13 protein-coding genes are annotated in these 13,239 nt (G+C 35.3%); 11 read left to right on the top strand and 2 right to left on the bottom strand.

Annotation, left to right across the window (positions count from 1 at the left end):
- Nucleotide 1 precedes the first annotated feature (1 nt).
- From FGF67_RS05330 to FGF67_RS05280, 11 genes are all read left to right on the top strand, one after another.
- The gene (locus FGF67_RS05330) at nucleotides 2-1,327 is read left to right on the top strand and encodes a dihydrolipoamide acetyltransferase family protein (RefSeq protein ID WP_139695451.1); all 1,326 of its coding nucleotides are present in this window, start codon (nucleotides 2-4) and stop codon (nucleotides 1,325-1,327) included.
- Nucleotides 1,328-1,419: 92 nt separating this feature from the next.
- Nucleotides 1,420-2,196, top strand: a complete 777-nt coding sequence (locus FGF67_RS05325) for a 3'-5' exonuclease (RefSeq protein ID WP_139695449.1) — start codon at nucleotides 1,420-1,422, stop codon at nucleotides 2,194-2,196.
- Between the two features lie 73 nt (nucleotides 2,197-2,269).
- Complete coding sequence (locus FGF67_RS05320) at nucleotides 2,270-2,881, top strand: fumarylacetoacetate hydrolase family protein (protein ID WP_139695447.1); 612 nt, start codon at nucleotides 2,270-2,272, stop codon at nucleotides 2,879-2,881.
- A 1-nt stretch (nucleotide 2,882) separates the two neighbouring features.
- Nucleotides 2,883-3,224 carry an Hpt domain-containing protein gene (locus FGF67_RS05315; protein ID WP_139695445.1) on the top strand — a complete coding sequence of 114 codons (342 nt, stop codon included), beginning with the start codon at nucleotides 2,883-2,885 and terminating at the stop codon, nucleotides 3,222-3,224.
- 2 nt (nucleotides 3,225-3,226) lie between these two features.
- Nucleotides 3,227-4,477, top strand: a complete 1,251-nt coding sequence (locus FGF67_RS05310; RefSeq protein ID WP_139695443.1) for a competence/damage-inducible protein A — start codon at nucleotides 3,227-3,229, stop codon at nucleotides 4,475-4,477.
- Between the two features lie 82 nt (nucleotides 4,478-4,559).
- Complete coding sequence (rpmB, locus tag FGF67_RS05305) at nucleotides 4,560-4,796, top strand: 50S ribosomal protein L28 (protein ID WP_072402996.1); 237 nt, start codon at nucleotides 4,560-4,562, stop codon at nucleotides 4,794-4,796.
- 25 nt (nucleotides 4,797-4,821) lie between these two features.
- Entirely contained in the window at nucleotides 4,822-5,004 is a 183-nt protein-coding gene (rpmG, locus tag FGF67_RS05300; RefSeq protein WP_139695441.1) for a 50S ribosomal protein L33, read from the top strand.
- A gap of 10 nt (nucleotides 5,005-5,014) precedes the next feature.
- The gene (locus tag FGF67_RS05295) at nucleotides 5,015-5,164 is read left to right on the top strand and encodes a DUF4295 domain-containing protein (protein WP_139695439.1); all 150 of its coding nucleotides are present in this window, start codon (nucleotides 5,015-5,017) and stop codon (nucleotides 5,162-5,164) included.
- A 243-nt stretch (nucleotides 5,165-5,407) separates the two neighbouring features.
- Nucleotides 5,408-6,382 carry a signal recognition particle-docking protein FtsY gene (ftsY, locus tag FGF67_RS05290; protein WP_139695438.1) on the top strand — a complete coding sequence of 325 codons (975 nt, stop codon included), beginning with the start codon at nucleotides 5,408-5,410 and terminating at the stop codon, nucleotides 6,380-6,382.
- A 118-nt stretch (nucleotides 6,383-6,500) separates the two neighbouring features.
- Entirely contained in the window at nucleotides 6,501-7,805 is a 1,305-nt protein-coding gene (gene rimO / locus FGF67_RS05285; protein ID WP_139695437.1) for a 30S ribosomal protein S12 methylthiotransferase RimO, read from the top strand.
- 60 nt (nucleotides 7,806-7,865) lie between these two features.
- Nucleotides 7,866-8,558 carry a peptidoglycan DD-metalloendopeptidase family protein gene (locus tag FGF67_RS05280; protein WP_139695436.1) on the top strand — a complete coding sequence of 231 codons (693 nt, stop codon included), beginning with the start codon at nucleotides 7,866-7,868 and terminating at the stop codon, nucleotides 8,556-8,558.
- Between the two features lies 1 nt (nucleotide 8,559).
- On the opposite strand, the gene FGF67_RS05275 is transcribed toward FGF67_RS05280, so the two are convergent.
- Both FGF67_RS05275 and secA read right to left on the bottom strand, forming a co-directional pair.
- Nucleotides 8,560-9,678, bottom strand: a complete 1,119-nt coding sequence (locus FGF67_RS05275; RefSeq protein ID WP_139695435.1) for a BamA/TamA family outer membrane protein — start codon at nucleotides 9,676-9,678, stop codon at nucleotides 8,560-8,562.
- A gap of 136 nt (nucleotides 9,679-9,814) precedes the next feature.
- A complete protein-coding gene (gene secA, locus FGF67_RS05270; protein WP_139695434.1) occupies nucleotides 9,815-13,168 on the bottom strand; it encodes a preprotein translocase subunit SecA in 3,354 nt (1,117 codons plus the stop codon).
- Nucleotides 13,169-13,239: the final 71 nt, after the last annotated feature.

Below are 13,239 nucleotides of genomic sequence, written 5' to 3'. Positions count from 1 at the left end.
TATGGCAAGGGTTGAACTTAAGTTACCAAAAATGGGAGAAAGCGTTGCTGAAGCAACCGTAACTACATGGCTAAAAGATGTTGGTGATTCTATTGAAATGGATGAGCCCGTTTTAGAAATTGCTACAGATAAAGTAGATAGTGAGGTGCCTAGTGAGGTAGATGGTGTTTTGGTAGAACGACGTTTTAATATAGATGATGTGGTTCAAGTAGGTCAAGTTTTGGCTATTATAGAGACTGATGGAGACGAAGATACTGAGGGGTCAAATTTAAGTAAAACCGAAGAATCCGCAGAGCCTGAAATTCAAGAGGCTGTAGAGCAGGTGATTCAAACTATTTCGGTTGCGGAGCATGCGGTAACGTCTGTAATATCTAGTGAAGAACGTTTTTATTCGCCTCTGGTAAAAAATATAGCAAAAGAAGAAGGGATTTCGCAAGAAGAGTTAGACGCTATTCAAGGTACAGGAAAAGATGGCAGAGTTACCAAAAATGATATTTTAAAATTCATTGAAAATAAGGGTGGTGGTGAACTTCAAGTATCAAAACCACAAGAGGTTAAAAAAGAGGTTACTCCCAGAGAGGCTGTCAAACCAGAAAAGCCTAGAGTTCTATCAAGCGGAGAAGACGAGATTATAGAAATGACTAGAATGGGTAAGCTTATTGCTAACCATATGGTAGAATCTATTCAAACTTCAGCACACGTGCAAAGTTTTATTGAAGCTGATGTGACGAATGTTTGGAATTGGAGAAAAAAGGTGAAAGAAGGTTTTATGAAGCGTGAAGGAGAAAATTTAACCTTTACTCCAATCTTTATGGAAGTGATTGCTAAGGCGCTTCGTGATTACCCTATGATGAATATTTCGGTACAGAATGATAAAATCATAAAAAAGAAAAATATCAATATAGGAATGGCAGCGGCGTTACCCGATGGTAATTTAATAGTTCCTGTTATAAAAAATGCGGATCAACTAAATTTAGTAGGCATGACCAAACAAGTTAATGATTTGGCCAATCGTGCCAGAATGAATAAGTTAAAACCAGATGAAATTCAGGGTGGCACTTATACCGTTACTAATGTTGGGTCTTTTGGAAGCATCATGGGAACGCCTATAATTAATCAACCTCAAGTAGGTATTTTGGCCTTAGGCGCTATTAGAAAAGTGCCCGCAGTTATTGAAACACCAGAGGGTGATTTTATAGGGATTCGTTATAAAATGTTCCTGTCTCATTCCTATGATCACCGTGTAGTCAATGGGGCTTTAGGTGGTATGTTTGTAAAGTCTGTAAAAGATTATTTAGAGGCTTGGGATGTAAACAGGGAATTATAAAGTATAGAATTAAAGCACTTATAAACCTAATCATTTATACGGTTAGGTTTTTTTATTTTTGCACAAAGCGCAGTATAATTAATTAAGAACTAATGCAGTTACACTTAACAAAACCCATTTGTTTCTTTGATTTAGAAACAACAGGTGTCAACATTACAACAGATAGAATTGTAGAAATATCAGTTTTAAAGATATATCCTAATGGTACGGAAGAAAGTAAAACCTGGTTAGTTAATCCTGAAATGCCTATACCAAAGGAAGTGACAAAAATTCATGGTATTACTGATGAGAAAGTGGCCAATGAACCAACGTTTAAAGAGTTGGCTAGAGACATTTACAACATGATAAAGGATTCAGATTTAGGAGGGTTTAATTCTAATCGATTTGATATCCCATTACTAGCAGAAGAAATGTTACGTGCCGATGTTGACTTTGATATGAAGAATAGGTTAGCTGTTGATGTGCAAACTATTTTTCATAAAATGGAGCAACGTACCTTGAGTGCCGCCTATAAGTTTTATTGTAATGAAAGTTTAGAAGATGCGCATAGTGCTGAAGCAGATACCAAAGCGACTTATGAGGTGTTAAAAGCGCAAATAGACAAGTATGAAGAGTTGGAAAATAGCACAAAATTTTTAGCCGAGTTTAGCGCCAGAAAGAAGTTTGCAGACTTTGCAGGATTTATTACTTATAATAAAAAAGGAGAGGAATGTTTTTCTTTTGGGAAACACAAAGGAAAATTAGTAACAGAAGTTCTTGAAAAAGAACCAGGGTATTTTGGTTGGTTGCTTAATGCTGATTTTCCATTATATACCAAAAAAGTACTTACAGCCATTAAATTAAGAAGTTTTAATAATAAACTAGGCTAAAATAAGAGGTTTACTTTTTTTAGGTGGTGTTACACAAGAATCCTTACTTCAAAACCAATGATAAAAATAGATTATGAAGCTGATTTGTATAGGAAGAAATTATGCAGAGCATATTGAAGAATTGCAAAATGAAAGGCCAGAACATCCAGTGGTGTTTTTAAAACCAGATACCGCTATTTTACTGAAAAAGCAGCCTTTTTTTATTCCTGATTTTTCTGATGATGTACATTATGAAGTTGAGGTTCTTGTTAAAATTAATCGCGTAGGAAAGTATATAGATAAAAAGTTTGCGCATAAATATTACAAGGAGATAGGGTTAGGGATAGATTTTACAGCCCGCGATATGCAGAGTCAATTAAAAGCAAAAGGGCTGCCTTGGGAAAAAGCTAAAGCATTTGATGGAGCCGCTGTAGTAGGTAAGTGGATGGATAAAAATGCTTTTTTAGATATAAACAACATTGAGTTTTCTTTAAAAAAGAACGATAATATTGTGCAAAATGGAAATACAAGCCATATGCTTTGGAAAATTGATGAATTAATAGAATATGTCTCAAAATATTTCACTTTAAAGATAGGAGATATTATATTTACAGGTACTCCAGCAGGAGTTGGTAAAGTAAATGCTCATGATAAATTAAAGGGGTTTATAGAGAACAATGAGATGTTTTCAATACATGTAAAATAAAATGGAACAGCATTATAAATTATTTAGAGTAAAGGAATTAGCAGATAATGATACCGACTTTATAGCGGCGTTGGCTGCAGCTTTTTTAGAAGAAGTGCCCGTAGATGCAGAACGTTTAAAGAAAGCCGTAGCAGAAGAAGATTATTTTAACGCTTATCAAGCCGCTCATAAAATGAAGCCAACGGTTGATTTGTTTGAATTAGGCGTGCTCGATACTTTAATAGAGGTACAGGATTGGGGAAAGTTTGAGAAAAGAGGTGAAGATATATCCTCTCAATTGGCTATTGTAATTTCAGCGGTTGATAATGCTACTGCCGAAATAAAATCTGATTTTAATTTGTAATTATGTTAGCCGAAATTATAACCATCGGCGATGAACTTCTTATAGGGCAAGTTGTTGATACAAATTCTGCCTTTATAGCTAAACAACTTAATAAAATTGGGGTTTCTGTATATCAAATAACCTCAATACAAGATGATAAACTACATATTTTACAAGCATTAAAAAATGCAGAAAGCCGTGTAGATATAATTATTTGTACAGGTGGGTTGGGACCCACAAAAGATGATATTACAAAAAAGACAATAGCAGAATATTTTGAAGACACCTTGGAAAGAAACGATGCGGTTCTTGAAAATATTGAAACTATTTGGAAGCAGCATGTGCGGACTACCATGCTACAAGTTAATAGAGACCAGGCGCTTATTCCTTCAAAATCAAAACCTTTAATGAACCGATTAGGAACGGCACCAGGTATGTGGATTGAAAAGCAGGACAAGGTATTTATTTCATTGCCTGGGGTACCTTATGAAATGACCGAATTGGTTGATAATGAGGTTATTCCTAAGTTGAAAGAAAAATTTAATTGTCCGTTTATACTTCACAAAACTATGATTGTATATGGTTTAGGTGAAAGTGCTTTAGCCGACAGAATAGCCTCTTGGGAAGATGCTTTACCTAGTCATATTAAACTTGCGTATTTGCCAAACTTAGGAAAAATGCGATTGCGGTTATCTACTAAAGGTTCTGATGAAGCACAATTAAAAAAAGACATTCAAGATCAAATCAACAAGGTCATTCCGTTAATAAGAGAAGAGTATGCAGGTTTAGAAGATGAAGATGGTTCAGTAGAAGTAGTAATTGCCAAGCAGTTAACAAAATTGGGCGATACTTTAGCTATAGCAGAGAGTTGTACAGGAGGTGCGGTAGCAGAACGGTTTACTGTGCATTCAGGAGCTTCAGCCTTTTTCAAGGGAGGTTTAGTTACCTATTCGACACAATCAAAGATAAAGGTGTTGCAAGTTCCTGAATCAGATATTAATACATATTCGGTAGTAAGTGCTCAAGTGGCAGAATCTATGGCTCGGAATGCAAAGGCCTTATTTCAGTCAGATTACGCAATTGCAACCACAGGAAATGCAGGGCCCACAAAAGGAGATTCTGATGCCGAAGTTGGTACAGTACATATTGCTATTGCAACCAATACAGAGGTGTATTCCCAAGCCTTTAACTTCGGAAATTCAAGAATAAAAGTCATTAATAAAGCGGTTAATAAAGCTTTAGAAATGCTCTTGAAAGAAATTTTTAAAAATTGACAACATTTTAATTGTCATAATATAAAGAATTTGTATATTTGCACCTCGAATTTAAGCAACAAAGAATTTAAAGTTATATAGAATGTCAAGAGTTTGTGAACTTACAGGGAAGAAGGCAATGGTTGGAAACAACGTGTCTCATGCATTAAATAGAACTAAGCGCAAATTTAACGCGAACTTAGTGAAGAAACGTTTCTACATTCCAGAGGAAGATAAATGGGTAACTTTAAAAGTTTCTACATCTGCTTTAAAAACTATTAATAAAATAGGTATATCTGCAGCAATTAAAGAAGCAAAATCTAAAGGATTTTTAAAATAATAGCTGTATTTAATAAGTAAAAGACATGGCAAAGAAAGGTAACAGAATACAAGTAATCTTAGAGTGTACTGAGCACAAAGAATCTGGTCAACCAGGAACTTCAAGATATATTACTACAAAAAATAAAAAAAATACGCCAGGAAGAATGGAGATTAAAAAATTTAATCCTATCCTAAAGCGTATGACAGTTCATAAAGAAATTAAATAAGACATAGATCATGGCAAAGAAATCAGTAGCATCATTACAAACAGGATCTAAAAGATTAACAAAAGCAATAAAAATGGTTAAGTCTCCAAAAACAGGAGCTTACATGTTTGTTGAGTCTATAATGAGTCCAGAAGAAGTTAACGACTTTTTAAAGAAATAAAAGGTTTCGTTTCAAGATATTATAAGCTGCTTTCATATAGAAAGCAGCTTTTTTATTTTTATATTTGAATGCTTTTCTGTCAAAATAGCAGAAAAGTAAATATGGTAAGAAAATTGACTACCATGTTTTAAGGTGTTATCTGATTGTATATGTAGAATGCGTTTCTGGCAACTTTATAAGGAAGCGTTTTTAACAGATATTTCAATCGTTAATACTATAGCGTTTAACCAACCAAAAGAGACCATGAGTTTTTTTAAAAAAATATTTTCTTCCGAGAAAAAGGAAACTTTAGATAAAGGCTTAGAGAAATCAAAAACTAGTTTTTTTGGAAAGCTAAGTAAAGCCGTTGCAGGAAAATCAAAAGTTGATGATGAAGTATTAGATAATCTTGAAGAAGTTTTAGTGTCAAGTGATGTTGGCGTAAATACTACACTTAAAGTGATTGAGCGCATTGAAGAACGTGTGTCTAAAGATAAATACTTGGGAACCGATGAACTCAATCAGATTCTTAGAGAAGAAATTGCAGCGCTGTTAAGTGAAACAAATTCTGGTGAAGCAACAGATTATACCATTCCTGAATTACCTAAACAAGATGGTGGCCATAAAACACCTTATGTTTTAATGGTAGTGGGGGTTAATGGTGTTGGTAAAACCACTACTATTGGTAAATTGGCCTATCAATTTAAAAAGAAAGGATTAAAAGTCGTCTTAGGAGCTGCTGATACGTTTAGAGCTGCTGCTATAGATCAACTGCAAGTATGGGCAGATCGTGTAGAAGTACCAATGGTACGTCAAAATATGGGAAGTGATCCTGCTTCTGTGGCTTTTGATGCTGTAAAATCTGGTGTACACCAAGATGCAGATGTAATAATTATTGACACCGCAGGGAGACTCCATAATAAGGTAAACCTTATGAATGAGTTGACAAAAGTAAAACGCGTTATGCAAAAGGTTGTGAGTGATGCCCCGCATGATGTTCTTTTGGTGTTAGATGGTTCTACAGGGCAAAATGCTTTTGAACAAGCTAAACAATTTACGGCAGCCACTGAAGTTACGTCATTAGCGGTTACCAAACTTGATGGAACAGCCAAAGGCGGTGTTGTTATCGGTATTTCAGATCAGTTTCAAATTCCTGTAAAGTATATTGGCGTAGGTGAAGGTATTGAAGATTTACAAGTATTTAATAAATATGAATTTGTGGATTCGTTTTTTAAATAAAAATTAAGAATTCAAGATATTTAAAAGAGACATGATGCGTTATGTCTCTTTTTTGTTTTTAGAATGAATTCTATATCCATCATCATTACGTATCTTTGCAGCCTGATTTATAGAAATTATGCGTACAAAATCTCTAAAGAAAAATAAGATCAATGTAGTTACACTAGGTTGTAGCAAGAATGTTTATGACAGTGAGGTCTTAATGGGGCAATTAAAGGCCAGTGGTAAAGATGTAGTTCATGAAGAAGAGGGTAATATAGTTGTAATAAACACTTGCGGGTTTATAAACAATGCCAAAGAAGAGAGTGTAAACACCATTTTGGAGTATATGCAAAAAAAAGAAGAAGGGGAGGTAGATAAGGTATTTGTTACGGGCTGTTTAAGCGAGCGCTATAAACCCGATTTGGAGAAGGAAATTCCTAATGTAGATCAGTATTTTGGTACAACAGAATTACCAGGTTTATTAAAAGCCTTGGGGGCAGACTATAGGCATGAGCTGATAGGAGAGCGTTTAACCACCACGCCTAAAAATTATGCTTATTTAAAGATTGCTGAAGGGTGTGACAGACCTTGCTCGTTTTGCGCTATTCCAATTATGAGAGGTAGGCACAAAAGTACTCCTATAGAAGATTTAGTTATTGAGGCAGAGAAATTGGCAGCAAATGGGGTTAAAGAATTGATTTTAATAGCTCAGGACTTAACCTATTACGGGTTAGATTTATACAAAAAAAGAAATCTGGCAGAATTACTTGAAGCCTTAGTTAAGGTTGAGGGTATAATGTGGATTCGTTTGCATTATGCTTTTCCAACGGGATTTCCGATGGATGTACTCGATTTAATGAAAAAAGAACCGAAGATTTGTAATTATTTAGATATTCCGTTACAGCATATTTCTGATGATCTATTAAAAAGTATGCGCCGTGGTACTACTAAGGAGAAAACAACAAAACTGATTGAAACTTTTAGAGAGAAAGTTCCAGAAATGACTATCAGAACAACGCTTATAGTAGGATATCCCGGAGAAACTGAAGCGCATTTTGAAGAGTTAAAAGCATGGGTGAAGACCATGCGTTTTGAACGTTTGGGGTGTTTTACGTATAGCCATGAAGAGAATACACATGCCTATAATCTTGAGGATGATGTACCTGAGGAAGTTAAAACTGATCGTGCCAATCAAATCATGGAAGTGCAATCTCAAATTTCTTGGGAACTTAATCAGGAAAAAATTGGTCAAGAGTTTAATGTGGTAATAGACAGGAAAGAAGGAAACTATTTTGTTGGAAGAACAGAGTTTGATTCTCCTGATGTAGATAATGAGGTGCTTATTGATGCTACAACTACGTATTTAAAAACAGGCGAATTTGCTAAGGTTAAGGTTGTTGAGGCTGAAGATTTTGATTTATACGCTGAGGTGGTTATCTAATTTTCAGGTTTATTATTTTAAATAATATTGCGTTACTTTTGGATATTTAGCATAGTATGTATGGGATCTAGTCTATTTTCAGAAGTTATTAAATCGGCGTGTTTTGAAACGTTACAGGTTTTGGATATTCCCAATACTGGAGATAACTATATTGCGATTGATTTATCTGAATCGAATACGGACTTAAATGATATAGACCTGACTTCTTCTGAAAACTTCAGTGTTTATATAAATAATTATCTCAAAAATTATAAGGCTCAGGTAGCCTATGGTGGTTATTTAGAAATTCGAAACATTTATAAGCGTAGCTCCCATTTTAATGAAAACACAGAAACAGAACGTAATATCCATTTAGGGTTAGATTTATGGTGTGATGCTGGAACTAAAGTGTTGGCAGTGTTTGCTGGTACAGTACATAGTTTTAATAACAATACCAATTATGGAGATTATGGCCCTACTATTATATTAAAGCATCAAATTGATGAGGATGTGTTCTATACGCTTTATGGTCATTTAAGTTTAGAATCGCTGCATGATTTAGAGGTAGGACTAACAATTGAACAAGGACAACGCATAGGTTCTTTAGGAACTTCGAATGTTAATGGAGACTATCCGCCACATTTACATTTTCAAGTCATTAAAGATATTGAGAGTTTTTGGGGAGATTATCCTGGAGTTTGTAGTCAAGAAAATCTAGCTTTTTATAAAACCAATTGTCCAGATCCTAATATTTTACTGGGGTTAAATCAATGATTTAAAAAGCTTCCATTACTCCAAAGTAAAGTCCTTGATTTCCATCTACACCATAGGCATAGTCTAATCTTAAATTAATTTTTTTCGCAGGAGAAACCATAAATCTTAATCCTGCCCCGGCGCTTGGAAGCCATTGGCGTTCAAATTCTTCTTCGCCATTATTCTCATTGCCCCAAACACTCCCGGTTCCAGCAAAAAATACGGCACCCCATTTTCTATAAAAGCGCCATCTTAATTCAGACTGGAGAGTGATTAAATGTTTTCCTCTATATTTTCCTGCTTCATACCCTCTAAGACTACTTCTTGAACCATAGGTTTGATAGCCGTCAAAAGGAACATCTCCAAAAGCAGAACCTCCCGAAAGTCTCGTTGCTAAAACCTTATCTTTTGCTAATGCGTAATAATAGGTGAAATTATAATCGGTGTCTACATAATTATTATCACTTCCCAGCCAACCATTAAAGAGTTTTGGCCTGATACTAAAAACAAATCCTTTGGTTGGATAGTACACATAATCCCTACTATCATAAGAAAAATTTAGCCCAATACTTGAAATAAAATTATCTTCAATACCATTTTCTTTAAAAAACTCCTCCGTTAATTCGTTTTCTTCTTTGGTGCCTTGGTCAAATTTATAAAGTGTTTTGGTGCCCCAATAAAGAAAGCCTAAATAGAAGTCACTAATTATTTTTCTACTGTATTCAAGAGTTATAAAGTTACGAATTTCCGAGTATACTAAACGTAAATCATTACCAAGTTCATTGTATATGAAATCATTATTAACACGATAAGTTCCTAGGGCTACAGAGGCTCTGTTTCTATCTTCGTTCCAAAAAAAACGACCTGCAGGAACAGCAACATAGCTTTTATTGGTTGAATAAATAGCGTATAAAGCAGCTAGAGAAGGCGGGGAAATTGTGTCTTTTTTATTAAGACTAAAAAGGTACATACCTAAGCCGCCAAAGCCAGTTTTCATTGCAGGATTATTAGTAATTAATGGCACTGCTACAAAAGTTTTTGATGCAGCATTAAAAATAGTATCTTTTTGGGGCTCTTGAGCTTGCATTAAGGTAACATGTAATACAAGAATAAAAGCTGTTAATAATCTGTTTGGTTGCATAACGTGAAATAATGGTCAGTTTAAAAATACAATAAACATTTGAAATTTAAAGATTAAAATGGGACTCAGTGAAAGCATAAAAAACCCAATAGATTTTCTATTGGGTTTTTTATGCTTTTTATAAAATGAGGCAGAATTAATCTTCAATCAAAACCCATTCTCCTTTGGTGATTAAAGGCTCAGCTTGCTTATATTTTAATGTTTTGCTTTCACCGTTCAATACATTTTTAATGGTAACACGGTCGTTACGTCCAATTTTAGGTTTATCACGTACAATAGTTTCAACAACTTCTGGCTGACGTTGGGTGTTTCCTGCAGCGCGATTTTGTGCCGAACGCTCATCCAAATTGGGAATTTCTTCTTTTTGGGTATTCAATTTTTCTTGCTTTCTTGCTCTAGCCTCTTGAATAGTATCTTGTGTTTCCTGAGGTAATTCACCTTTAAAAAGGAAAGAAATCACATCTTTATTTACCTGATCAATCATACTTTTAAACAATTCAAAGGCTTCAAATTTGTATATAAGAAGCGGGTCTTTTTGTTCATGCACAGCTAACTGTACTGATTGTTTCAGCTCATCCATTTTGCGTAAATGCGTTTTCCAGGCATCATCAATAATGGCTAAAGTAATGTTCTTTTCAAAATCGGTAATCAACTGTTTACCGTTAGTTTCATAGGCTTTTTCAAGATCCGTAACTACATTTAAACTTTTTGCCCCATCGGTAAATGGTACTACAATACGTTTAAATTTATCACGCTGATTTTCGTAAACATTCTTTATTACAGGGAAAGCAATATCAGCATTACGGGTCATTTTCTCTCTGTAATGCTCAAAGGCGGTTTTATAAATTTTTGAGGTGATTTCTTGAGCCGATAATGTTCCGAATTCTTGCTCAGAAATAGGAGAACTCATTGAGAAATACCGAATCAATTCAAACTCAAAGTTTTTAAAGTCGTTAGCTCCTTTGTTGGTCTCGGCTATACCTTCAGAAGTATCAAAAATCATATTGGCCAAATCTACACGAAGACGTTCTCCATGTAAGGCATGATGACGACGTTTGTAAACAACTTCACGTTGAGCATTCATGACATCATCATATTCTAACAAGCGCTTACGAACACCAAAGTTATTTTCCTCTACTTTTTTCTGTGCACGCTCAATAGATTTTGAAATCATAGAATGCTGAATCACTTCGCCTTCTTTTAATCCCATGCGATCCATCATTTTGGCAATACGTTCACTACCAAATAAGCGCATCAAGTTATCTTCAAGTGAGACGTAGAATTGCGAACTTCCTGGGTCTCCTTGACGTCCAGCACGACCACGTAACTGGCGGTCTACACGTCGAGAATCATGGCGCTCTGTACCAATAATAGCTAAACCACCAGCTTTTTTAACCTCATCAGATAGTTTAATATCTGTACCACGACCTGCCATATTGGTTGCAATGGTAACTTGACCTGCATGACCTGCTTGTGCTACAATATCAGCTTCTTTTTTATGTTGTTTTGCGTTTAATACATTGTGAGGAATCTTGCGGATACTAAGCATTTTTCCAAGTAACTCTGAAATTTCAACCGAAGTTGTACCAATCAGCACTGGGCGACCTGCCTGTGATAATTTGGTGACTTCATCAATTACTGCATTGTATTTTTCACGTTTTGTTTTATATACTAAATCGTCTCTATCATCACGTGCAATTGGACGGTTGGTAGGAATTTCAACCACATCTAATTTATAGATTTCCCAAAACTCACCGGCTTCAGTAACGGCAGTACCTGTCATACCAGAAAGTTTGCGGTACATTCTAAAGTAATTTTGAAGGGTTACGGTAGCAAAGGTTTGGGTGGCATCTTCAATTTTCACATTTTCTTTAGCCTCAATAGCCTGATGTAAACCATCTGAATAACGACGACCATCCATGATACGGCCTGTTTGCTCATCAACAATCATAACTTTGTTGTCCATCACCACATATTGTGTGTCTTTTTCAAACAAAGCATAGGCTTTTAATAGCTGATTTAAGGTATGAATACGTTCTGATTTTACACCAAAATCTTTAAATAAGTCTTCTTTTAAGGTCGCTTCTTTTTCAGGATCTAGACCTTGTTCTTCAATTTTGGCAATTTCAACACCTATTTCGGGTAATACGAAAAAATTAGGGTTATCTTTTCCAGAAATATAGTCAACACCTTTATCCGTTAATTCTACTTGATTGTTCTTTTCTTCAATAACATAGTACAATTCGGCATCAACCTTTGGCATTTCACGGTTATTATCCTGCATGTAAAAGTTTTCTGTTTTTTGAAGTAGCTGCTTTACACCTTCCTCAGATAAAAACTTAATTAAAGCTTTGTTTTTAGGCATACCACGATAGACGCGTAGTAATTGAAAACCACCTTCTTTGGTGTCACCTTCCTTAATTAACTTTTTAGCTTCAGCCAGAACGCCAGTTAAATATTTACGTTGTACCCCAACAATATCGTCAACTTTTGGTTTTAGCTCATTAAATTCATGGTGATCCCCTTTTGGAATAGGACCAGAAATGATTAATGGTGTACGTGCATCATCAACTAAAACAGAATCTACCTCATCAACAATCGCATAGTGATGCGGACGTTGTACCAAGTCTTCGGGTGCGTGAGACATGTTATCACGCAGATAATCAAAACCAAACTCGTTATTGGTTCCGTAAGTAATATCAGCATTATAGGCTTTTCTTCGTGCTGGTGAGTTGGGCTGATGATGATCTATACAGTCTACACTTAACCCATGGAATTCAAAAATTGGTGCCATCCAAGCGCTATCACGCTTAGCAAGGTAATCATTCACCGTTACTAAATGCACGCCTTTACCAGCAAGAGCGTTAAGATAAACAGGAAGTGTGGCTACCAAGGTTTTACCTTCACCCGTTTGCATTTCGGCAATTTTTCCTTGGTGCATGGCAATACCGCCAATTAATTGAACATCATAATGAATCATGTCCCAGGTAACCGGTTTTCCAGCAGCATCCCAAGAATTGGCCCAAACGGCTTTATCGCCCTCTAAAGTCACATAGGCTTTATCGCCCGAAATCAATCGGTCAAATTCATTGGCGGTTACGGAAATGGATGTGTTATTTACAAAACGCTTTGCTGTTTCTTTCACAACGGCAAAAGCTTCAGGAAGTATTTCATTTAAAACATCTTCGGTGATTTTATAAGCCTCGTCGTTTAGTTTATCAATTTCTTGATAAATATCTTCACGTTTGTCAATGTCTTCGGTGGTTTCAGCTTCTTTATTTAAACTAGCTATTTTAGCATCTATCTCTTTATTGGCTTCAGCTATTTTAGTTTTAAATTCAGATGTTTTAGCTCTTAGTTCATCGTGACCCAAGGTTTCTAAAGCAGCTTCAAAACTTTTAACTTTATCTACAATAGGCATTATGGCTTTTACGTCTTGTTTAGATTTATCGCCAACAAATATTTTTAATACAGAATTTAAAAAACTCATGGTGTAATGTTATATGTTTTTACTAGGTTAATCTAGTTTTTTTTGATGTCAATTTTGCGCTTTCAAAAGCA

Source organism: Allotamlana fucoidanivorans, assembly GCF_006265225.1.
In the GTDB taxonomy this organism is placed as follows: Bacteria; Bacteroidota; Bacteroidia; order Flavobacteriales; family Flavobacteriaceae; genus Allotamlana; species Allotamlana fucoidanivorans.
This window is presented reverse-complemented; position numbering and strand designations above follow the sequence as displayed.